This is a genomic window from Mesorhizobium sp. L103C131B0 (assembly GCF_000502275.1).
Classification (GTDB): Bacteria; Pseudomonadota; Alphaproteobacteria; order Rhizobiales; family Rhizobiaceae; genus Mesorhizobium.
Genome location: NZ_AYXC01000013.1, coordinates 1 through 20848 on the forward strand (window position 1 = coordinate 1; position 20848 = coordinate 20848).

Genomic DNA, 20848 nt, shown 5'->3' on the forward strand with positions numbered 1-20848 from the left:
GGCTCGGCTTCGCCGGCCTGGCGCAGCAGGAACACCGGCCGGCCGGCGTTTTGGGCGCGCGCGTGCAGCCGGCGCGTCGCGGTGAGGTCGAGCCGCTGCGGGCTGCCACGGATTTCGAGGATGATTGCGGCGAGCGCCGTCATCTTCGCGGCCTCCTCGGCTACCCACAGCGCATCGGTGAGTTTCGGCGCCTCGGAAAACAGCAATTGCTCCGGTGCGATACCGAAAATGCCCTGCAATCCCCTGGCATAGGGAAAGCCGGCCTCGCGAAAAATCTCCGATGTGCCGATCCACAGCACGGGCAAGGGCTGGCCCTTGAGGATCAGGCTGACAAGCGACAGCACAAAGCCGGCGACGGCCCCGGCATTGCGGGTCTCAAGGCCATGGATTTCGCTCAAGGCGGCTTTCGGAAGGCCGCCGCTGAGGGCCGCATCGAGGCGCTCGACGCCGGTGGCCAGGAAAGCATCCGGCGAAGCCACGGCAAGCCCGCGCCGGATGATGGTGACATCGGCATCGGGTTCAGGCGCGGCGTCGAGACCGCCGCCAGGACCCGCGCGCAGCCCCTCGCCGGCCGGCGCGGCCAGGCGCTCGGGCAGCGTTCCCTCGATCTTCGCGATCTGGCGGCGCAGGGCAAAAACAGTCTCCCGCGCCACGGCTGATGTCGCCATGACGGTCAATTTCTCTCACAACTGTTCCTGTTATGTTCCTATAGATTCCAGAGGGTGCCGGAAGAGTCAAGCGGAGTCAGAAGGAATTTATTCCTTGATCAAAGGTGGCGAGGCCAACCTTGGACTTTGGTCGCAGCCATTCGGCGCAAAGAAACAGTCATTGGCCAGGTACCCGTCCATTTGCCGAGTCCGGAGGGAAAGCCTATATGCCGGATCAAAGGACAAAGCATGGCCCGCATCTACAAGACCCGCACCTGGCACGATGAACTCTCGCCCTCGATCGAGGAGATGGAGTTTCTGGCGCTGGAGGCGTACGCGCATCTGCCCGACGATTTCCGCAAGCTGACCGGCGAGATCGTCATCATGATCGCCGAATTCCCGACCGACGAGATCATGGACGATCTGTCGCTGGAGACGCCGTTCGACCTGCTCGGCCTGTTCGAGGGCCGCGGCATCGCCGAGCGCTGGAACCCGCAGACCGGCGAAGGCCCGAACCGCATCACCCTCTACCGCCGCGCCATCCTCGACTACTGGGCCGAGAACGAAGAGACGCTGGGCGACATCGTCACCCACGTGCTGATCCACGAGATCGGCCACCATTTCGGCCTGTCGGATGATGATATGGAGAAAATCGAAGAGGCGGCGGAGTGAGGCTGCGCCGATATTCAGGTGAAGCCGGCCTGCGAACGGCAGCTTCCTGCGCTTCCGGTGCTCGCGTACTTTAAGTACGCTCCGCTCCGGTTCTCGGAAACCACTGTTCTCGGCTCGGCCTGACCTGAATCTCGACACAGCCTGCGTCCGTGCCTGGCAAAGCCTACCAGTCGCTCAGCTTGGTATCCGGCCCGTATTCCTGGCCGTCGATATCCTTCACCACCGCCTGGCCGCAGCGCATCGATTTGGTCTTCTTGTCGTAGGCGTAGGTCGGTGAGCCGTACAGGTGCCAGCCCTTGTTCAGCGCCGCGGTGACCTTGTGGCAGAAGGTTGAATCGTCGGGGGCGGACAAAAAGCGGTAAAGTCTCATGGGTCAGATCCTGTCGTGAGTTCGTCTTTTCGGGGCGGATCATGCGCCGATGGCGGCGGCCTTCGCCAGCAATTTCTCGGCCTGCGCCAGATGCAGCCGCTCGACCATCCTGCCGTTCAGAGCAATCACGCCCTTGCCGGCATTTTCCGGCAAGGCGAAGGCATCCTTCACCGCGCGCGCCTCGGCGAGAGCTTCGGGCGCGGGCGCAAAGGCGCGGTTGGCGGTTTCGATCTGGGCGGGGTGGATCAGCGTCTTGCCATCGAACCCCATGGCCGCCCCTTCCGTGCATTCGCGCGCAAACGCGTCGAGGTCGCGAAAATCGTTGGAGACGCCGTCGAGCATGTCGATGCCGCCGGCCCGCGCCGCCAGCACCATCTGCATCAGCCAAGGCACGAGGTAGCGCCGATCAGGCGTCGCCAGAATGCCGGTTTCCTTGACCAGATCGTTCGTTCCGGCAACGAAACAAGCTAGGCGCGAGGCCGGGTCGCGGCCGAGTTCGGCAATGGCGCCGATATTGAGCATGGCCTTGGGCGTCTCGATCATCGCCCAGAGCTTGACGCTGTCGGGGGCAAAATTATCGTCGAGCACGTCGCCGACTTCGAGGATATCGCGCGGCGTGGCGACCTTGGACAACAGGATGCCGTCGGGCTCGAATTTCGCCGCGGCGAGCAGGTCATCGTTGCCCCATTCGCTGGACAGCGCGTTGACGCGCACGATCATTTCGCAGCGGCGCCCATGCTGATTGGCAACTGGTCGGCTGGCGAAAATGCCGGCCAATTTGTCCCGCGCGGCGATCTTGTCTGAGGGCGCGACGGCGTCTTCGAGGTCGATGATCACGGCATCGCAGGCCAGCGTCGCGATCTTGGCCAGCGCCTTGTCATTGGAGGCGGGGACGTAAAGCACCGAGCGGCGCGGGCGGTAAGGTTCGCTTGTCATGGCCGATCTATGCCGCGTGGGGGCGGGGGAGGCAAGCGTCCGACCGGTACCTGATGACGAGCCAACTGCGAAAGCTTGCGCTGCCCCGCCCGTCCCGCAGCAGTTGCGGAAGGGGGGCCTTTCCTCTCCCCCGTCGATCGGGGGAGAGGTGTCGAGCGAAGCTCGACGGAGTGGGGGTCGACGGAGTGGATNTTGGCGCTGCGGCGGACACATAGGGGGAGAGAAGTGTCACCTATGTATCCGGTTCAAAGTGTTACCCATCTATCGGCTGGACAAGCCAGGCGCATAAGTTCGCGCCCCTGCAAGGCTCGCGCCTTTCCTCTCCCCCGTCGATCGGGGGAGAGGTGTCGAGCGAAGCTCGACGGAGTGGGGGTCGACGGAGTGGATGTCGACCCTTGGGGCGCAAGGCGAGGCGATGTTTGCACCGAATGCCCTTCCTGTGTCCGTTCGCGGCGACTGCCAGGTGGTTCCCCCACTCCGTCTCGGCTTCGCCGAGCCACCTCTCCCCCCTCCGGAGGGAGAGGAAAGGAGCCTGGCTGGGACAGCGCCAACGTCCGGAAAGATGGGGGGGAGCGCCCCGGCCGTAAGCGCAGGTCCTGCACGAAAACTGCACATCCCTGCGGAAAACCTCCTCCGCTCCGCCCCGCCGTTTCCATGCGAGCCCGCGACAACAGCGGCATGCAACAGCGAAACGCTCACCTTTGGTCCTTGCCCTATCGCCTGCGCAGCGAAAGCTGGTGGTTGGTCGATCCGCCCCGGGCGGAGGCCCGCCCTTACCTGGAAGCGAGCCTGCTCCCTTTTATCCGCCCACCGGCCGAGCGGACCCAGCCCATCAGGAAAATCCGCGCATGACATCGTTTGCAAGCTTTTCCAGCCGCTTCGGCATCGCCGTCCTGCTCGTCGCCCTGGCGGATTTTTTCTTCTATGGCCAGCCCGCCGGGATCACGGTGCTGCTGTTTGCCATCCTGATCGCCGGCGCGGTGGTCGCTGTGCATCCTGCCGCGCTGAATTCCACCCGATCCTGGCTCAAGCCGGCCGCTTTGTTCGTCGTGCTGCTGCCGTTGGCCGAGAACGTCAGCCCGCTGTCGGTGGCGATAGCTGTCGTGGCGCTGGTGGTGTTTGCGCTGTCCCTGTCCGGGCGGCTACGGCACGGCATCGCCCGCATTGCCGGCCAGGTCGCGCTGTTCCTGCTGGCGGCGCCGCTGCGCCTTATCCGTGACTTTTTCCAATGGCGCCGCACGGTGCGCCGGCTTGGCGGCCGCCGCATCCGCCTGGCGTCCATCATCGTCTGGGTCATGCCGGTGACGCTGGGCGCGGTGTTCCTGCTTTTGTTCGGCGCCGCCAACCCGGTTATCGAATACTGGCTGTCGCTGATCGACCTGATGAAGCTGCTCGATCTCATCCAACTGGCGCGGATCGTCTTCTGGCTGCTCGTGCTCGCCGGCGTCTGGGCTTTCCTGCGGCCTCGCCTGCCGCGTTTCCTGCGCCGCCTTCCACGCCGCCTTCCACCTTTGACGCCGCCTGCAGCTGTGGCCGCACCGGCCGCGACTAAACCAGCGACAACGATCGAGGCCGTCGTCTTCGGCAAGGCCGCGATCCTGCGCGCGCTGATCGTCTTCAACGCCTTGTTTGCGCTGCAGACCGGGCTCGACGCAGCCTATCTCTGGGGTGGGGTCGCCCTTCCGGACGGGTTGAGCTATGCCGCCTATGCGCATCGCGGCGCCTATCCGCTGATCGCCACCGCGCTGCTGGCCGCCGGCTTCGTGCTGGCGGCGCTGCGGCCGGGCAGCGAAACCTCAGGCGATCCGCTGATCCGCCGGCTGGTCTATGCCTGGGTCGCGCAGAACATCGTGCTGGTCATCTCGTCGATTCTCAGGCTCGATCTCTATATCGGCGTCTATGCACTGACCTACTGGCGCATCGCCGCCTTCGTCTGGGTGGGGTTGGTGGCGTCAGGGCTTGCACTGATCATTGCCCGCATCGCGCTTGGAAAATCCAACGAATGGCTGCTCTCCGCCAATCTTGCGACGCTATCGGCGACGCTTTATGCCTGCTGCTTCATCAACTTCGCCGCAACGATCGCCAATTTCAATGTCGACCATTCCCTTGAAATGACCGGCGACGGCACGCCTATCGATACCGAATATCTGCGCTCGCTCGGCGCTGCCGCCATGCCGGCGCTGGACCGCCTCTACATGCACCAATTCGGAAACCAAACCACCTATCTGGCCGAGCAAATGATGATCGACGACACTATCGCCGAGCAGAAGCAGTGGCGCGCCTGGAGCTTTCGCGGCTGGAGGCTCGTGCAGGTTCTCGACAAGAGAGGTCCGCTCGTGCTTCCTCCCCCTACCCAGCCCTCGCAACCTTCAGTGCCGGACCGTTAGATCCATGCCGCATCAGATCCTGGTCGCCGACGACGATCCGCACATTCGCGAGATCATCTGCTTTGCGCTGGAGAGGGCCGGGATGAAGACGCAGGCCGTCGCTGACGGCGCAGCCGCCCTGCAGGCGATCGAAGGCCGCGAGCCCGACCTCGTCGTGCTCGATATCGGCATGCCGGAGATGGACGGGCTGGAAGTCTGCCGGCGGCTGAGGCAGCGCTCCGATGTGCCGATACTGTTCCTGTCGGCGCGAGACGAGGAGATCGATCGCATCCTCGGGCTCGAAATGGGCGGCGACGACTATGTGACGAAACCGTTCAGCCCGCGCGAGCTGGTGGCGCGCGTCAACGTTATCCTGCGCCGCGCCCGCCCGGTGGCGCCCGACCCGGCCGACGACAAAAACTTCGCGCATGGCAAGCTCAGCCTGGTGCCGGCCAGCCACGGAGCCAGTTTCGACGGCAAGGCGCTGGCGCTGACGGCGATCGAGTTCTCGATCCTCAGGGGATTTCTGGCGCGGCCGGCGCATGTGCTGGGCCGCGACCTGGTGGTCGCCAGCGCCTATGCCGCCAACATCCACGTCGCCGACCGTACCGTCGATAGCCACATCCGCAACATCCGCGCCAAGCTGGCGGCGGCGGGCTGTCTCGACGCCATCGAAACCGTGCATGGTGTCGGTTTCCGGCTCGGCCGATGCGGCGCCTGAGCGACGCCAAATGGATCGGCACCAAATGGCGGCCAAGGCTGGCCACGGTGGTTCTCGCCATCCTCATCATGGTGCTGGCGCTGCCGCTGGTCGGCCTGTTCTTCTTCCGGCTTTATGAAAACCAGCTGATCCGCCAGACCGAGGGCGAGTTGATCGCGCAAGGCGCCGTCATCGCCGCCATCTATGCACAGAATATCAGTGACGCCGCCATTGCCCCGGAGAAGCTAGGGGTGCCGATGCAGGCTGACAGCGGCGATGCCAGCCGCGGCGACGACTCGCCTTACCAGCCGATCGAGCCGAGCCTCGATCTCGCTTCCGACTACCTGCTGCCGACCCGACCCGCCGGCATCGCCGCGGCCATCGATCCAGCCTTCGCGGCGATCGGCGCCAGCCTGTCCGGCATTCTCGACACGACGCAAAAAACCACGCTGGCCGGCTTCCGGCTGCTCGATCCGCGCGGCGTTGTCATTGCAGGGCGCGACGAGGTCGGACTATCGCTGGCCAATGTCGAAGAGGTGCGCACCGCCCTTGCCGGCCACTACGCCAGCGTGTTGAGACAAAGAATTCCCGACCAGCCGCCACCGCCCCTCTATTCGGTCAGCCGCGGCACGAAAGTTCGCGTCTTTGTCGCCATGCCGATCGCGGTCGACGGCCATGTCGCCGGCGTGATCTACCTGTCTCGAACGCCGAACAACATCGTCAAGCATCTCTATGGCGAACGCGGCAAGGTGACGCTGGCGGCCATCGCCATGCTCTCTGGCACGCTGGTGATCGCGCTGGTGTTCCTGCGCACCGTGAGCCGGCCGATCTACGCGCTGATGGAGCGCACGAGGCGCATCGCCGCCGGCGACCGCGACGCGATCCGGCCGCTCGACCATCACGGCACGCGCGAAATGGCCGAGCTGTCCGCGGCCTTTCTCGACATGGCGGAAAAGCTGCAGGCGCGCTCCGACTCGATCCAGACCTTTGCCACCCATGTCTCGCACGAGCTCAAATCGCCGCTGACGGCGATCCAGGGCGCGGCCGAACTCTTGCGCGATTCCGGCGAGGCGATGGACGCGGCAGAGCGCAAGCGGTTTTCCGGCAACATCGTCAACGATGCCGGAAGGCTCAATCTGCTGGTACGGCGCCTGCTCGATCTGGCGCGCGCGGAAAACCTGGCGCCGAGCGGCGAAAGCACATCGCTCGATGCGGCGCTGGCATTGCTGCCGGTGGACGGCAGGCTGGCTGTGACCATCGAGACGGGCGGCGAAACCGGTCTGCGCATCTCGGCCGAGAATGCGGCGATCGTGCTTGCCAACCTGATCGACAATTCCGCCAGGCACGGCGCGACCCAGGTTTTGCTGGCGGCTGCCAGCGCCGACGGCAAAGTGACGATTGCGATCAGCGATGATGGCGCCGGCATTTCGCCGAGCAACAGGGCGCGCATTTTCGAGCCGTTCTTCACCACGCGGCGCGAATCCGGCGGGACCGGCATGGGCCTCGGCATAGTGCTGGCCCTCCTGAAAGCGCATGATGGCACGATCGCGCTGGTTGACTCCGGGCGCGGCACGCGCTTCGAGATCATTGTGCCGGGGGCATGAAGGATGCCGGCGGCCGGATCGGAGAAAAACGTGCGCTACGACATCGTCATCATCGGCGGAGCCATCGTCGGCTCCTCGGTCGCCTATTACCTTCGCGAGGAAGGCTTTTCCGGCTCCATCGCGCTGATCGAACGCGACCCGCAATTCGCCCATGCGGCAACGACGCTGTCCATGGCCTCGATCCGTCAGCAATTCTCGATTCCGGAAAATATCCGGCTGTCGCAGTTCACGCTAAACCTGTTCCGGCGGCTGAAGGAGACCTTCGGCACCGACGCCGATATCGGTTTTCGCGAAGGCGGCTATCTCATCCTGGCCGGCGAGGCCGGGTTGCCGATCCTGAAAGCCAACCACCAAGCACAGGTCGCCGAGGGCGCCGACATTCTGCTCGAGGATGCCGACCAGCTGGCAAAGCGCTTTTCGTGGCTGTCGACGGAAGGCATCAGCGCCGGCGCCTTCGGCCGCAGCGGCGAGGGCTGGTTCGACGCTCATGCGATGCTGACGCTGTTCCGCAAGGCGCTGCGCGACAGACAAATCGATTTCATCGCCGCCGACGTCACCGGCATCGAGAGGCAGGGCAACCGCGTCACCGGCGTGGACCTCGACAACGGCGAAAGACTGCAAGCCGGCATCGTCGTCAATGCCGCCGGGCCGAATGCCGGCAAGGTGGCCGGCATGGCGGGACTCGTGCTGCCCGTCGAGCCGCGCAAGCGCAACGTTTTCGTCTTCGAGGCGCGGGCAAAATACGCCGACATGCCGCTGCTGGTCGACCCATCCGGCATCTATGTCCGGCCTGAAGGCTCGGTCTATCTCACCGGCGGCGCCGAGCTGGAGGAGGGCGATGGCCCCGCCGACCCCCGGGATTTCGACGTCGACTGGCCGCTGTTCGAAGAGGTGATCTGGCCCGTGCTGGCAACCCGCATCCCCGCCTTCGAGGCGATCAAGCCGACCCGCGCCTGGGCAGGCCACTACGACTACAACACGCTCGACCAGAACGCGGTGATCGGACCGCATCCCGAGGTCGAGAATTTCATCTTCGCCAACGGGTTCTCAGGGCATGGGCTGCAGCAGGCGCCGGCCGTCGGCAAGGCGCTGGCGGAGCTTTTGGTGCATGGCGGGTATCGGACCGTGGATTGCTCGGCGTTCGGGTACGCCAGAGTGGCCGAGGGAAGGGCGTTCCGGGAATTGAATGTGATTTGAGGCGGGCGGAATAGGATCGCTCTGTCGAGTTCCCGCCCACCCCCCTCTGCCCTGCCGGGTATCTCCCCCGCAAGGGGGCAGATTGGCAGCTTCGGCGAAGGCGCCATTCTTGCAACGTCGGCGATTGGCGAAAGCGGTCGCGGCATCTGATCTCCCCCCTTGGGGGGGAGATGGCCGGCAGGCCAGAGGGGGGTGCTGTCCCGCGAGAGTCTAAGCAACCATCGCACTGACAGCCATCGCGTTGCCCAGTGCATGCCCGGCGGCCGTGTTGTCGAAAATGCCCCAGACCTCGGCACCGGAAGCGGCCGCTGCTTCCACTTGCCGCGCAAACCGGTCGAGCCACCTGGCCCTGCTGCCTCCGGAACCGAAGCCGGGTCGGAGGCGACCCGTGCGACCTGGTGACCGGCCAGCAGTGCGTCCGCCTCGGCACTGAACCAGGTGGGATGGCGCGGCTCGCATGCCAGCCTTGCCCGGATACGCCTGCCCAACATGTCGAAGAAGCCGCCGGCGACCTCCGGCTCGAAGGGCAAGCTCGGCGGCAGCTGCACCAGAAGCACGCTCAGCTTTTCGCCGAGACCTTCGACCTGCCCGAGAAAGTCCTCTGTCAGCCCCTCGCAATCGGCGAGGCGATGATCATGGGTCATGTTCTTCGGTGCCTTGACCGCGAAGCGGAAGTGCTCCGGCACGGCGTGCGCCCAGCGCTCATAGGTCTCGCGGCGGTGCGGCTTGTAGAACGTGGTGTCGATCTCGACGGCCGGAAAGCGTTTTCCGTAACGTTCGAGATGCGAACCGGATTGCGGAAAGTCAGCCTTGTATCGAGACGGAATTCCCCAGCCGGCGGTGCCTATGAGAGATCGGCGATTTCCCATGCTGGGGATGTGGACCGGATGAAGCGCGGGTCAAGGGCGGCGCCGGCAGGCGTTGTTCCGCGGGGTCCTGAACACCGTTCCGCATTGCCCGAGAACCTTGCCCGCCTTGACTGCCCAACCCGATCGGCAATTGCGCCCGACGCTCGTCAGCCCTCGCGGGAGAACCAGAACGCGTCGGCCATTCGCGTCATGCCAATACGCTCATAGAAGCCGACGGCGTCGGGCATCGAGATCAGGCTGATGGCGACCGAAGGCCCAAGCTGCCGGCGGGCCTCGTCCATCAGGCCCTTGCCGATGCCGACGCCTTGCGCCGATTGCGACACGGCGAGCTCTGAGACGTAGCACACCCAGGAAAAATCGGTGATGGCCCTGATAACGCCGATCAGCGGCCTGCCTTCGATGTCGAGCCGCGCCGTGAGCACCAGGTTCGCGCCTGAAAGCATCGCCTGCAGCCGGGCGTCGTCATCGACGGGGCGTGTTTCGCCGAGCGTGGATTCGACCAGCACGCGGCGGAACTCGGCGACGTCGAGCTCAGGCTCCCTGGCATAGATAATCTTCGATTGTCCGGTCATGGGCGTAAGGTGCACCAGCGGCAGCCGGTTTTAAAGACAGTGCCGCGTCGATCTTTCTATCGGGCCGCGCACCAACAGTTGCCTTTTATTTGCCGGCGGCTTTGTGTAAACCGGGCGCCAGCAAACCCTGACGCAACGAATTATCGATCAAGAACGGGCAAAAGCCATGGAAAAATTCACCAAGCTCACCGGCGTCGCCGCACCGATGCCGATCGTCAATGTCGACACCGACATGATCATCCCCAAGGATTATCTCAAGACGATCAAACGCACCGGGCTCGGCAGCGGCCTGTTCGCCGAAATGCGCTACAAGGACGATGGCTCGGAAAACCCCGACTTCGTGCTCAACAAGCCGGCCTACCGCAAGGCGCAGATCCTGGTCGCCGGCGACAATTTCGGCTGCGGTTCGAGCCGCGAACACGCGCCGTGGGCGCTGCTCGATTTCGGCATTCGCTGCGTCATCTCGACCTCGTTCGCCGACATTTTCTACAACAACTGCTTCAAGAACGGCATCCTGCCGATCACCGTCAGCGCCGAAGACCTGGAGAAGCTGATGGACGACGCCTCGCGCGGCTCCAATGCGACGGTGTCCGTCGACCTCGAGGCCAAGGAAATCCGCGGACCGGATGGCGGCGTGGTGACGTTCGAACTCGACGACTTCAAGCGCCACTGCCTGCTGAACGGTCTCGATGATATCGGCCTGACCATGGAGAAGGCCGGCGCCATCGCCTCGTTCGAGAAGAAGAACGCTGCCGAGCGTCCTTGGGCCTGAGTGGTACGAGATGGCCCGGCCGCCACAAAGCCGGGTTCGTGGCGGCTGAACGGAGGGGACAGTCATGACACGTTTTCTTCTTGCCGGCGCCTGCGCGCTGGCGTGGATGCTGATGCCGGTGGCCGGCGCGCAAGCACAGACCGACAAGATACTCGTGCCGGCAGAAGATCCGTCCGCCGCCGATCCGGGCGCGTCGGGCAATGCGGCCCTGGCGGACGATGACAGCCAGGGGCCGGTCCCGTTCGAGGGCGGGCAGCTGACCATCACCCAGCCGGAGCAGGATGGCGAAAAGGTGCTGGCCTATGACGGCGAGCAGCTGGCCAGCAATTACGACGTGTTCTTCGACAGAACAGTCAAGGTCGGCGGCGTCGACGTGGCGCTGGTCGATGTCGGCGACGGCGGCAACCAGTGCGGCCCGGCCAAGGTCATCGTCTGGAAGCCGGAAGGCGGCGAGATACAAAGCCTCAAGGTCGAACAGGACGAATGCGGCGCGCCGCCGGCGGCGGTGGCCGACAACGCCATCTATTTCGTGCCGTATCTGTTGCCGGGCGATACGAAGCAAGCGCTGCAATGGTCGCCCAGCGACGGGCTGACGATCTCGGGCGACCTGACCTACGCGCCGGAGCCGGGTACGGACTGGAAGGACGTCGATCCGGCCAAATACCAGAACATCATCGACGCCTTCCACAATGAGGCCGTCTACAAGGCGGCGCAGACGCTACTCGGCGACACCATGCCCGACATGGCGACCAGCCTGCTGGTCGGCGGCGGCACCGAAAAGACGGCGTCGGGCGCCTTCTACGCCACCGGCTGCGTGCCGCACGCATGCGGCAGCAATGACGGTTTCATGGCGGCCGACCCGGCCAAGCACACGCTCTACTTCGCCCGGCGCGGCGACAATGGCGAGCCGCAGGCGTGGCCTGACGTGAAGACCTGGCCTGCGGATGTGAAGGAAGCAATGGACAAGGCGCAGGAGTCGGGGAACTAGAGTTCGCGGCAGCGCGGCGAACACTCGGTGTTCATGCTTGTTCCGTCGCGATCCGTCACACCCCCTCTGCCCTGCTGGGCATCTCCCGCTCAAGGGGGGAGATCAGACGTCACTCTGGCTTTCGCCAATCGCAAATGTGGAAAGCGAGAAAGGCGTCCGAACTGCTAATCTCCCCCCTTGAGGGGGAGATGGCCGGCAGGCCAGAGGGGGGTGCTGTCCCGCCGACGACCAAGATTTGCACCTGACTTGGTCCATGGCCTGGCCGGCCCTTTTCCTGCAAAGTGTCCGAAACCACAGCGAGGCTCCATGCGCACACTCATCTCCACCGGTTCGCCCTTCGAAAAAACCGCCGGCTATTCGCGCGCGGTGGTGCAGGGCGACTGGTGCTTCGTGTCGGGAACGACCGGCTACGACTATGCGACGATGACCATGCCGGAAACGGTGGAGGCGCAGACGCGCAATTGCCTGGCGACCATCGCCGAGGCGCTGAGGGATGGCGGCTTCGACATGGCCGATGTGGTGCGGGCGCATTACTACATCACCGACCAGGCCATCGCGGACGTCGTCTTCCCCATCCTCGGCGAGGCTTTCGGCGAGATCAGGCCGGCGGCGACGATGATCGTGTGCCAGCTCAACAAGCCGGAAATGAAGATCGAGATCGAAGTCACGGCGCTGCGGCGCACGGCTTGAGGAGGCCAAAGCCATGACGGTCCGGCGCATCGTAGCCAATATCGGGACGCAGGACGCGGCGGCGGCGAAACGCTTCTATCAGGACGTGCTTGGCCTCGATGTGCTGATGGATCAGGGCTGGATCGTCACCTACGGGTCCGACGAACGGATGCAGGTGCAGATCAGCTTCATGGCCCGGGGCGGCTCCGGCACGCCGGTGCCGGACCTCTCCATCGAGGTCGACGATGTCGATGCGGCGCTGCAAGGCATGAAGGCCGCCGGCTTTGCCGTCGAATACGGTCCGGCCGACGAGCCGTGGGGCGTACGGCGGTTTTATGTGCGCGATCCGTTCGGCCGGTTGGTGAATATTTTGTCGCACAAGTGATTTGTTCCTCTCCCCCGCCTCTGGCCACGGCGAGGAACCCAGGTCTTGAGAGGCGGGCGCCGTCGTAGCGTTCTTCATCCCCTTGCGCCGCAAGCTCTTGGCGTTTAGCAAGGCCGCGGTTTCTCCAAACAGCATCGGACGGTTCTCCATGGCTTCGAAAAATCTTCTCCTGCTCGCCGGCGACGGCATCGGCCCCGAGGCGATGGCCGAGGTGAAGAAGCTGATCGCCGCCATGAACGCAAAGCTCGGCAGCGGTTTTGCCACTGATGAAGGCTTGGTCGGCGGCTGTGCCTACGACGCGCATGGCGCGGCGATTTCGGATGGCGACATGGCAAAGGCGATGGCTGCGGACGCCGTGCTGTTCGGCGCCGTCGGCGGGCCGAAATGGGACAAGGTGCCTTACGAGGTGCGTCCCGAGGCCGGGTTGCTACGGCTGCGCAAGGATATGGAGCTGTTCGCAAATCTGCGCCCCGCCATCTGCTATCCGGCGCTGGCGGCGTCCTCCTCGCTCAAGCAGGAGGTGGTCGAGGGCCTCGACATATTGATCGTGCGCGAGCTTACCGGCGGCGTCTATTTCGGCGAGCCCAAGCAGATCATCGATCTCGGCAACGGCCAGAAGCGCGGCATCGACACGCAGGTCTACGATACGTTCGAGATCGAGCGGATTTCGGGCGTCGCCTTCGAGCTGGCGCGCACGCGCAAGAACCACGTGACATCGATGGAAAAGCGCAACGTCATGAAATCCGGCGTGCTGTGGAACGAGGTTGTCACCCAGACTCAGAAGACTCGCTATGCCGACGTCAAGCTCGACCACATGCTGGCCGATGCCGGCGGCATGCAGCTGGTGCGCTGGCCAAAGCAGTTCGACGTCATCGTCACCGACAATCTGTTCGGCGACATGCTGTCCGACATCGCCGCCATGCTGACCGGATCGATCGGCATGCTGCCGTCGGCCTCGCTCGGCGCGCCCGATGTGAAGACCAAGAAGCGCAAGGCGCTGTACGAGCCGGTGCATGGCTCGGCGCCCGACATTGCGGGACAGGGCATCGCCAACCCGATCGCCATGATCGCGTCGTTTGCCATGTGCCTGCGCTACTCCTTCGGCATGGTCGATGAGGCCGACAAGCTCGAAGGCGCCATAGCCGCCGTGCTCGACGACGGGCTGCGGACGAAGGATATTTTGTCCGAGGGCATGACCGAAGTCGGCACTGTCGCAATGGGCGATGCCATCATCGCCAAGTTCCTGGCTTAGCGGCCGACTCAGCGGATCTCGCCGGCCAGCCGTTTCAGCAGGCCGACGAGTTGCGCCTCATCCACGGCTGAGAAAAAAGCAGCGTCGGCGGCTTCGACGGCGACGATAGCGCGCTGGACTGCGGCCGTCCCCGTCGTGGAGACGCGGATCACCTTGGCGCGGGAATCCCGCGGGTCGGTGTCCCGCACAATCAGTCCCTTTGCCTCAAGCCGGGCGACGACGTCCGATGTCATCTTCACCTCGGTGCCGGCCTGGGCGGCGAGCTGCACCTGGTTGGGCGGCTCGCCATAGCGGCCGAGCCACATCGCCGAAGCCAGCAGCACGAACTGGACATGGGTAAGGTCAAGCGGGGCCAGCGCCGCCGTCATGACGCGCTGCCAGCGCATGGTGGTTCGCCAGAGCAGCAAGCCGGGGCTCTCGGATGGTCCGCTGAAGCGCGTGTTCAGATCCCCCCGATCAGCCACCGTTCGCCAACACCCTTGCCTGCTCGAACAGTTTGGCCATCGAAGTGTCGAAATCGCCGCTGATCTGCGGCCCGAGCTCTGGTCCGACCTCGGCGGCCGATGGGCCGGAAATTTCGAGGCGATGAGTCACTTGAGTGCCACCCTCGACCGGCGTCAGCGTATGCCTGAACAGCAGTTTCGTGCCGCCGAACGAGGTCTCGTCGGCATAGGTTACAGCGTCGACGAGGTCGATGATCGTCGATTCGAAGGTGTCCTGCCCGACGGGCGTTACAGAGACGCGGGTGCCCTTGGCGAACGGGCCGTGCAGCACGAAGGTATCGGACCCTTCGTAGGTGACGCGGCCTTCGTGCAGCGCCTTGAGCGCGTTCCAGATGGCCTGCGCCGAAAGGGGGGAAATTGCGGTGTACTCGTTGGTCCACATTTGTCTTGGCTCCATCATCCGTTTTCGATGGTCGATTTGATGATTGCACAGATTATCTGTGCACAGACTAAATGGCAAGAGAAATATTTCGTTCGTTCGGTCAAAACAGCAGCTGCCTTCCCGGCTTCGACCTAAGCCATTGTTATAGCACGGCTGTCCGCAAACAGCCGGCTGCTCATTTCTTGGTGCGGGTCTAGGCTCCGCCTCCTCCAGGCACCGGCCCCCACTGGTTTTCGTGGGCCTGGGTCGGGATCAATCCGAGGATCAGCGCGAGGATCAGCGTAGCCGGAGCGAACATGAAGGTGATTGCGAAGTAAGGTATTGCCAGCCAGCCGGTCAGGCCGATGTCGTGCAAGCGGCGCACGACGAGCCCGACCCAGGGCAGGAACGTCGCTAGCCAAAACAGCCCCCAGACGCCGATCATCACAATCGGCCAGTTGCCGGCATCGAAATTGCCGACGGCCTGGTCGGCGAGGGCGCCGGCAATTCCGACCAGGATGAAGCTGACGGTCCAGAACAGGCAGTAGCCCCAGAATTCCTTGCGGCGGGCGCGTTCGGCGAAGTTGATGTAGTTGCGCGTCACGCCTCGCCAGAAATAACCCGGCAGTCCGCTATCGCGAACCGCGCCGTCTTCCGCCAGGCGGCCGAAATGCTGTGGCGCGGCTGAAGCGGCAGCCGCCTTGGGCGGCGCGGCGCTTGCCGCTGGCGCAGCGGTGGCGGGACTGGCGGGCTGGGCGCGGATTGAAAAAACCTCGCGCGCCTGACCGCTTGCCGGCAGAAACTCGACCACGGCGCCGTTCGCGATCACGGTATCACGGCGCAGATCCTCGCGCGCGAAGGTGTAGCGGTTGCCGTCCGCCCCGGTGATGAAGCCGAAACCTTGGGCCTCGTCATAGTGAAGAACTTCGCCGCGCATTTAGCCTCGCCCCCGTGCAGGCACAGACTGTTCAAAGTTGCGGCGGACTGCAAGGGGGTGGACGAAATGGAGGGCAAACGGTTCAGGCATGAGTTGCTTTATTTTCCGGTGCGTTGGCGCTGCCCCTCACCTGCCTGCCGGCATCCCCTCCCCGTATAGTGACGGGGAGAGGGGTCGCTGTTATCGACGATTCCGCCAATCACCAACGCTGCAAGAAGAGCGCCAAGGCTGCGGTCCGCCCTTTCTCCCGTCACTATACGGGGAGAAATGCCCGGCAGGGCAATGAGGGGCAGCGCCTGCATTTGTAATTGGCCGATAAGAGCCTCAAACCGGCCGCTTCTTCGGCTTCTTGTTCTTCGGCGGTCCCGCCTTGTCGAATTTCGGTTTCCCGGCCCAAGGCTTTGCATCCCCGGCGGGCCGTTCCCGCTTCTCGAATTTCGGCTTGTGTGCGCTTTGCGGCGCCTCGAACGGGCGCTTGCCGCGATGCGGCTTCTTGTCGGGCTTCGGCGCCTGGTAGCCGGCGCGCGACAGGTCGGGCGTGCCGTCCAGCCGCTTCACCACGATGTTGCCCTGCAGCTTCTTGTCGGGGCCGATGGCGGCGAGGAAGCGATCGGCCCAGTCGGCCGCGATCTGCACGTAGGTCTCATCCTGCTGCATCTTGATGGAGCCGATCTCGCGCTTGGAGATGTTGCCGGTGCGGCACAGCATCGGGATCAGCCAGCGCGGCTCGGCATTTTGCTTGCGCCCGATCGACAGCGAGAACCAGACACTGTCGCCGAAGTCGTCGCGCCGGCTTGGCGCTTCATCGCGGCGCTCGAATTTTTCGCCCGCCGGTTTGTCACGCGAAGGCGTGAACGGTGCGACATCCGTAAGCTCCTCGGGCGCCGAGCGGCTGGCGCGGCATTGGCGCACGAAGGCGGCCGCAATCTGTTCGGCGCCATGCCTGGCCAGAAGCGTGTCGACGAAACCGCGCTCGTCCTCGGCTACCGGCTCGTCGAAGGCTGGATCGGCAAGGATGCGCTCGTCGTCGCGCTTGATCACGTCGTCGGCGGAGGGCGGGCTCGCCCATGTCGCCTTGAGGCCGGCATTCTGCAGCAGGCGCTCGGTGCGCTTGCGGGCGCCGTTGGGCACGATCAGCGCGCTGACGCCCTTGCGTCCGGCGCGGCCGGTTCGGCCGCTGCGGTGCAGCAGCGTTTCGGGATTGGTCGGCAGATCGGCGTGGATGACCAGTTCGAGATTGGGCAGGTCGATGCCGCGCGCCGCGACATCCGTGGCGATGCAGACCTTGGCGCGGCCGTCGCGCATCGCCTGCAGCGCGTGGGTGCGTTCGTTCTGGCTGAGCTCGCCCGACAGTGCGACGACGGAAAAATTGCGGTTGTTGAAGCGTGCCGTCAGATGATTGACGGCGGCGCGGGTGTTGCAGAACACCAGCGCGTTCTTCGCTTCGTAAAACCGCAGCACGTTGATGATGGCGTTCTCGCGGTCGGGATAGGCGACATTCAGCGCCCGGTACTCGATATCGAGATGCTGCTTTTCCTCGCCGCCGGCCGAGATGCGTACGGCGTCGCGCTGATAGCCTTGCGCCAGCGTGGCGATCGAGCGCGGCACGGTGGCCGAAAACATCAGCGTGCGGCGCTGAGCCGGTGCGGCATCGAGGATGAATTCGAGGTCCTCGCGAAAGCCGAGGTCGAGCATCTCGTCGGCCTCGTCCAGCACCACGGCTTTCAGCGCCGACATGTCGAGAGAGTTGCGGGTGATGTGGTCGCGCAGGCGGCCGGGCGTGCCGACGACGATGTGGGCGCCGCGCTCCAGCACGCGCCGTTCGGAGCGCATGTCCATGCCGCCGACGCAGGACGCGACGGTGGCGCCGGTCGGCGCGTAGAGCCATTGCAATTCGCGCATCACCTGCAGAGCGAGCTCGCGCGTCGGCGCCACGGCCAGCGCCAGCGGTGCGCCAGCCTGGTCAAAACGCTCGGCGCTTCCAAGAAGGGTCGGCGCCAAAGCGAGGCCGAAGGCGACAGTCTTGCCTGAGCCGGTCTGCGCCGACACCAGAGCGTCGGACTCGCCGAGCTCCAGCACGGCCTTCTGCACTGGCGTCAGCTCGGTATAGCCGCGTTTTTCCAGCGCTTCTGCCAGCGCAGGAACAATAGCTTCGAAATTGGACATCTCACTCTTTCGGAATTCAGGGTCTGGGCTCATCATGGAGCACATGCCGGGGCTGACGCACGCCAGCCAAACACTATTTGGGCGTTCGTACTTCTTGCGGCCGCTATTGTACAGGGCAGGCGTGTGCCTGGCCGCAATTGACTCCTGACGCAAACCGCGTAAAAGCCGGCATCGAACGGGATCATTTTCGATGCGCGGCCTTCTGATGGCTCTTCTTGCATTCGACTTCCCCGGCCACAATCATGGGGCCGGGCGCGTTGGCGCGTCTTACCGTTCCAGCAAAACTATGGCCAAAACCACCACCAAAACGGTGTGATTCCCTTGGCCTAACCACCCTCTCCCGGGTCCGGCCCGGGGGACGGAACCCGCATTGGCCGGCGGGTTTTCTCCAAAAACCAAGCGGAGAGGGACAGGAGATTTCTGATGAGTTTCAAGGTTGCGGTAGTCGGCGCCACGGGCAATGTGGGTCGCGAAATGCTCAACATACTGGAAGAGCGCGGCTTTCCGGTAAGCGAAGTCGTGGCGCTGGCCTCGCGGCGCAGCCAGGGCACCGAAGTGTCGTTCGGCGACCGTTCGCTGAAGGTCAAGACGCTCGACCAGTATGATTTTTCCGACACCGACATCTGCATCATGTCGGCCGGCGGCAACGTCTCGAAGGAGTGGTCGCCGAAGATCGGCAAGCAGGGCTGCGTCGTCATCGATAACTCGTCGGCTTTCCGCTATGACCAGGACGTGCCGCTGATCGTGCCGGAAGTGAACCCGGATGCGATCTCGCTGTTCACCCGCAAGAACATCATCGCCAATCCGAACTGCTCGACGGCGCAGCTGGTCGTGGCGCTGAAGCCGCTGCACGATGTCGCCACCATCAAGCGCGTCGTCGTCGCCACCTATCAATCGGTATCCGGCGCCGGCAAGGAAGGCATGGACGAACTCTTTACACAGACCCGCGCGGTGTTCGTCGCCGATGGCGTCGAGGTCAAGAAGTTCACGAAGCGCATCGCCTTCAACGTCATTCCGCATATCGACGTCTTCCTCGACGACGGCTCGACCAAGGAAGAGTGGAAGATGGTCGCCGAGACCAAGAAGATGCTCGACCCCAAGATCAAGCTGACGGCGACCTGTGTGCGCGTGCCGGTGTTCATCGGCCATTCCGAAGCCGTCAACATCGAGTTCGAAAAGCCGATCACCGCCGACGAGGCGCGCGATATCCTGCGCGAAGCGCCGGGCTGCCAGGTCTTGGACAAGCGCGAGGATGGCGGCTACATCACGCCGCTGGAATCGGCCGGCGAGGACGCCACCTTCATCTCGCGCATCCGCGAGGATTCGACGATCGACAACGGCCTGTCGATGTGGATTGTCTCCGACAATCTGCGCAAGGGCGCGGCGCTGAACGCGGTGCAGATCGCCGAGCTTCTGGTCGAGCGCGGCCTGATCCAGCCGAAGAAGAAGGCGGCCTGACGGCTGGTTTGTTTTCGCTCACGGGGTTCGGCCTTCGGCCGATTCCGTTTATCGCTCACGGGCCGTATCGCCGCTGCCGCGGCTGGCCCTCCGCGGGGCGCCGGAAAGCCGGCGGCCCGCAGTCGCGGGCTCGGCCTTCGGCCGAAGCCTTCCTTCTCCCCGTTCACGGGGAGAAGGTCCCGGCAGGGGGATGAGGGGCAGCGCTGACCTCTGTTGAGAAACGCCTTTGAACGATCCCACCAAAATCGTGCTCCGCCCCGCCACGGCTTTGGATGCCGCGACCATCGCCATTGTCATGCGGGCCGCACTTGGCTCGTTCTCCTGGATGCCGGTCATCCACACGCCGGATGAGGATATTGCCTTCATCCGCGAGATCGTGCTGTCCCGGCAGCAGGTGACGGTCGCCGAGACCGGCACCGGCATTGTCGGCTTCATTGCCCTCAGCGGCGATTGGGTGGAACAGCTCTATCTCGAGCCCGCCTGGACGGGGCAAGGCATAGGCAGCCGGTTGCTGGTGCAAGCGACGGCGGCACTGCGGATCGTTAAACTGCATTGTTTCCAGGCCAACACCGGCGCGCGTCGCTTCTACGAGCGCCATGACTTTCGCCCCGAGGCGTTCGGCGACGGCACCACCAATGAAGAAGGCCTGCCGGATATCCTCTACGTGCGTCGAGCTTGATACTCAGCCGGCGCTATCCTTGGCCAGTTGGCGCAATAACTCCATCGCTTCCTCGGCCCGCTCAGCGGGCACGAACAGATGGTCATGATAGAAAGCAGAGACCGGATTGACGCCCATGCCGGCGGCGGCCAGCCGGGCGGTGATGGCGGCGAGGAAGCCGACGGTTTCCAGCGAGGAGTGGACGTTCAGGGTGATCATGCGGCAGCGGAAGGCGGACTGCAGCCCGGCGGCCTGGTCTTCGGGCAAGATCAGCGTCGTGCCCTCCTTCTCGCGAAACAGCATCACCGGATTGAGCGTCTCGGGAACCGGTGCACCGGGGACCAGGGTGGCGAAGACATGGACGCCGGGAAGCAGTTCCGGCGTCATCGCCGCCAGCAGCTTTTTCAGATCAGTCTCTCCGGCCATTCGCTCGTCTCTCGCCCAGCCTTATCAATAGCCGTGACTGGTGGATGTCGATAGTCCGTCAAGGTCGAGGGACAGCACCCCCCTCTGCCCTGCCGGGCATCTCCCCCGCAAGGAGGGAGATCGGCGGTTTAGATGCTCCGCTCATTCATGGAACATTGCCGAAACGGTCGAGCGTGTAATCTCCCCCCTTGCGGGGGAGATGGCCGGCAGGCCAGAGCGGGGTGTGAAGGATCGCCACGCAGCGGCTTTTGCTTGCTGCTACCCAAAAAGAATCCGCACCCTGTAGGATCGCCGCCCCATCGCTCGTCCTTGGTCCGAAGCCAGCAAACGGCTCGAACCA

At 64.3% G+C, this 20848-nt stretch carries 20 protein-coding genes and 2 pseudogenes; 12 read left to right on the forward strand and 10 right to left on the reverse strand.

Annotation, left to right across the window (positions count from 1 at the left end; genetic code table 11):
• A pseudogene (locus X730_RS145035) lies at positions 1–668 on the reverse strand (hypothetical protein); the annotation flags it as partial.
• A gap of 228 nt (positions 669–896) precedes the next feature.
• Between X730_RS145035 and X730_RS145030 the strand changes: the two are divergent.
• Complete coding sequence (locus X730_RS145030; protein ID WP_023702572.1) at positions 897–1319, forward strand: metallopeptidase family protein; 423 nt, start codon at positions 897–899, stop codon at positions 1317–1319.
• Positions 1320–1482: 163 nt separating this feature from the next.
• Here X730_RS145030 and X730_RS145025 read toward each other — a convergent pair whose 3' ends face one another.
• Together X730_RS145025 and X730_RS145020 are read right to left on the reverse strand one after the other, a co-directional pair.
• Entirely contained in the window at positions 1483–1689 is a 207-nt protein-coding gene (locus X730_RS145025) for a DUF1737 domain-containing protein (protein WP_023673921.1), read from the reverse strand.
• 39 nt (positions 1690–1728) lie between these two features.
• On the reverse strand, positions 1729–2625 hold the full coding sequence (locus tag X730_RS145020) for a CoA ester lyase (protein ID WP_023826845.1): 897 nt from the start codon (positions 2623–2625) through the stop codon (positions 1729–1731).
• 848 nt (positions 2626–3473) lie between these two features.
• Here X730_RS145020 and X730_RS145015 point away from each other — a divergent pair.
• Genes X730_RS145015 through X730_RS145000 form a run of 4 tightly spaced genes read left to right on the forward strand, consistent with a single transcriptional unit; the run spans position 3474 to position 8492 of the window.
• Positions 3474–5012, forward strand: coding sequence for a DUF4173 domain-containing protein (locus X730_RS145015; RefSeq protein WP_023826846.1), 1539 nt, complete (start codon positions 3474–3476; stop codon positions 5010–5012).
• Between the two features lie 4 nt (positions 5013–5016).
• Complete coding sequence (locus X730_RS145010) at positions 5017–5712, forward strand: response regulator transcription factor (RefSeq protein ID WP_023826847.1); 696 nt, start codon at positions 5017–5019, stop codon at positions 5710–5712.
• Positions 5700–7295 (forward strand): HAMP domain-containing sensor histidine kinase, encoded by a 1596-nt coding sequence (locus tag X730_RS145005; protein WP_023826848.1) that lies wholly within the window; start codon positions 5700–5702, stop codon positions 7293–7295. The genes X730_RS145010 and X730_RS145005 overlap by 13 nt, the downstream gene beginning before the upstream one ends.
• A 30-nt stretch (positions 7296–7325) precedes the next feature.
• Entirely contained in the window at positions 7326–8492 is a 1167-nt protein-coding gene (locus X730_RS145000) for an FAD-binding oxidoreductase (protein ID WP_023828759.1), read from the forward strand.
• Positions 8493–8878: 386 nt separating this feature from the next.
• Here the strand turns inward: X730_RS145000 and X730_RS01000000164625 are convergent.
• Both X730_RS01000000164625 and X730_RS144995 read right to left on the reverse strand, forming a co-directional pair.
• Positions 8879–9361 (reverse strand): annotated as a pseudogene (locus tag X730_RS01000000164625) (DUF72 domain-containing protein); the annotation flags it as partial.
• 146 nt (positions 9362–9507) lie between these two features.
• Positions 9508–9933 carry a GNAT family N-acetyltransferase gene (locus X730_RS144995; RefSeq protein WP_023826851.1) on the reverse strand — a complete coding sequence of 142 codons (426 nt, stop codon included), beginning with the start codon at positions 9931–9933 and terminating at the stop codon, positions 9508–9510.
• Between the two features lie 166 nt (positions 9934–10099).
• Between X730_RS144995 and leuD the strand changes: the two genes are divergently transcribed.
• The 5 genes from leuD (at position 10100) to leuB (ending at position 13999) form a co-directional block, all read left to right on the forward strand.
• Positions 10100–10705 (forward strand): 3-isopropylmalate dehydratase small subunit, encoded by a 606-nt coding sequence (gene leuD / locus X730_RS144990; protein WP_023687648.1) that lies wholly within the window; start codon positions 10100–10102, stop codon positions 10703–10705.
• A gap of 64 nt (positions 10706–10769) precedes the next feature.
• The gene (locus tag X730_RS144985; protein ID WP_023826852.1) at positions 10770–11693 is read left to right on the forward strand and encodes a hypothetical protein; all 924 of its coding nucleotides are present in this window, start codon (positions 10770–10772) and stop codon (positions 11691–11693) included.
• 306 nt (positions 11694–11999) lie between these two features.
• A complete protein-coding gene (locus X730_RS144980) occupies positions 12000–12383 on the forward strand; it encodes a RidA family protein (RefSeq protein WP_023826853.1) in 384 nt (127 codons plus the stop codon).
• 13 nt (positions 12384–12396) lie between these two features.
• Entirely contained in the window at positions 12397–12747 is a 351-nt protein-coding gene (locus tag X730_RS144975; protein ID WP_023826854.1) for a VOC family protein, read from the forward strand.
• 148 nt (positions 12748–12895) lie between these two features.
• Positions 12896–13999 (forward strand): 3-isopropylmalate dehydrogenase, encoded by a 1104-nt coding sequence (leuB, locus tag X730_RS144970; RefSeq protein ID WP_023826855.1) that lies wholly within the window; start codon positions 12896–12898, stop codon positions 13997–13999.
• Between the two features lie 8 nt (positions 14000–14007).
• Here the strand turns inward: leuB and X730_RS144965 are convergent, their stop codons facing one another.
• The 4 genes from X730_RS144965 to X730_RS144950 all read right to left on the reverse strand — a co-directional run bounded on the left by X730_RS144965 (position 14008) and on the right by X730_RS144950 (position 17966).
• Entirely contained in the window at positions 14008–14406 is a 399-nt protein-coding gene (locus X730_RS144965) for a MarR family winged helix-turn-helix transcriptional regulator (RefSeq protein ID WP_245261393.1), read from the reverse strand.
• A gap of 49 nt (positions 14407–14455) precedes the next feature.
• On the reverse strand, positions 14456–14884 hold the full coding sequence (locus tag X730_RS144960) for a polyketide cyclase (RefSeq protein ID WP_023826857.1): 429 nt from the start codon (positions 14882–14884) through the stop codon (positions 14456–14458).
• Between the two features lie 193 nt (positions 14885–15077).
• Positions 15078–15800 (reverse strand): DUF805 domain-containing protein, encoded by a 723-nt coding sequence (locus X730_RS144955; protein WP_023826858.1) that lies wholly within the window; start codon positions 15798–15800, stop codon positions 15078–15080.
• Between the two features lie 324 nt (positions 15801–16124).
• Entirely contained in the window at positions 16125–17966 is a 1842-nt protein-coding gene (locus tag X730_RS144950; protein ID WP_023826859.1) for a DEAD/DEAH box helicase, read from the reverse strand.
• A 423-nt stretch (positions 17967–18389) separates the two neighbouring features.
• Here X730_RS144950 and X730_RS144945 point away from each other — a divergent pair, with 423 nt between their 5' ends.
• Both X730_RS144945 and X730_RS144940 read left to right on the forward strand, forming a co-directional pair.
• Entirely contained in the window at positions 18390–19424 is a 1035-nt protein-coding gene (locus X730_RS144945; protein WP_023671698.1) for an aspartate-semialdehyde dehydrogenase, read from the forward strand.
• A gap of 226 nt (positions 19425–19650) precedes the next feature.
• Entirely contained in the window at positions 19651–20103 is a 453-nt protein-coding gene (locus tag X730_RS144940) for a GNAT family N-acetyltransferase (protein ID WP_023826860.1), read from the forward strand.
• A 3-nt stretch (positions 20104–20106) separates the two neighbouring features.
• Here the strand turns inward: X730_RS144940 and X730_RS144935 are convergent, their stop codons facing one another.
• Positions 20107–20508: an ACT domain-containing protein gene (locus X730_RS144935; protein ID WP_023826861.1), complete on the reverse strand. Its 402-nt coding sequence runs from the start codon at positions 20506–20508 to the stop codon at positions 20107–20109.
• Positions 20509–20848 lie beyond the last annotated feature (340 nt).

Bases quoted from the DNA above. Each gene is read 5' to 3' on its own strand.
- X730_RS144980 (WP_023826853.1), top strand. From the start codon at position 12,000: ATGCGCACACTCATCTCCACCGGTTCGCCCTTCGAAAAAACCGCCGGC.
- X730_RS144960 (WP_023826857.1), bottom strand. From the start codon at position 14,884: ATGTGGACCAACGAGTACACCGCAATTTCCCCCCTTTCGGCGCAGGCC.
- X730_RS144955 (WP_023826858.1), bottom strand. From the start codon at position 15,800: ATGCGCGGCGAAGTTCTTCACTATGACGAGGCCCAAGGTTTCGGCTTC.
- X730_RS144935 (WP_023826861.1), bottom strand. From the start codon at position 20,508: ATGGCCGGAGAGACTGATCTGAAAAAGCTGCTGGCGGCGATGACGCCG.
- X730_RS145005 (WP_023826848.1), top strand. From the start codon at position 5,700: ATGCGGCGCCTGAGCGACGCCAAATGGATCGGCACCAAATGGCGGCCA.
- X730_RS144995 (WP_023826851.1), bottom strand. From the start codon at position 9,933: ATGACCGGACAATCGAAGATTATCTATGCCAGGGAGCCTGAGCTCGAC.
- X730_RS144945 (WP_023671698.1), top strand. From the start codon at position 18,390: ATGAGTTTCAAGGTTGCGGTAGTCGGCGCCACGGGCAATGTGGGTCGC.
- X730_RS145010 (WP_023826847.1), top strand. From the start codon at position 5,017: ATGCCGCATCAGATCCTGGTCGCCGACGACGATCCGCACATTCGCGAG.
- X730_RS145020 (WP_023826845.1), bottom strand. From the start codon at position 2,625: ATGACAAGCGAACCTTACCGCCCGCGCCGCTCGGTGCTTTACGTCCCC.
- X730_RS144985 (WP_023826852.1), top strand. From the start codon at position 10,770: ATGACACGTTTTCTTCTTGCCGGCGCCTGCGCGCTGGCGTGGATGCTG.
- X730_RS145015 (WP_023826846.1), top strand. From the start codon at position 3,474: ATGACATCGTTTGCAAGCTTTTCCAGCCGCTTCGGCATCGCCGTCCTG.
- X730_RS144975 (WP_023826854.1), top strand. From the start codon at position 12,397: ATGACGGTCCGGCGCATCGTAGCCAATATCGGGACGCAGGACGCGGCG.
- X730_RS144950 (WP_023826859.1), bottom strand. From the start codon at position 17,966: ATGTCCAATTTCGAAGCTATTGTTCCTGCGCTGGCAGAAGCGCTGGAA.
- X730_RS145025 (WP_023673921.1), bottom strand. From the start codon at position 1,689: ATGAGACTTTACCGCTTTTTGTCCGCCCCCGACGATTCAACCTTCTGC.
- leuD (WP_023687648.1), top strand. From the start codon at position 10,100: ATGGAAAAATTCACCAAGCTCACCGGCGTCGCCGCACCGATGCCGATC.
- leuB (WP_023826855.1), top strand. From the start codon at position 12,896: ATGGCTTCGAAAAATCTTCTCCTGCTCGCCGGCGACGGCATCGGCCCC.
- X730_RS145030 (WP_023702572.1), top strand. From the start codon at position 897: ATGGCCCGCATCTACAAGACCCGCACCTGGCACGATGAACTCTCGCCC.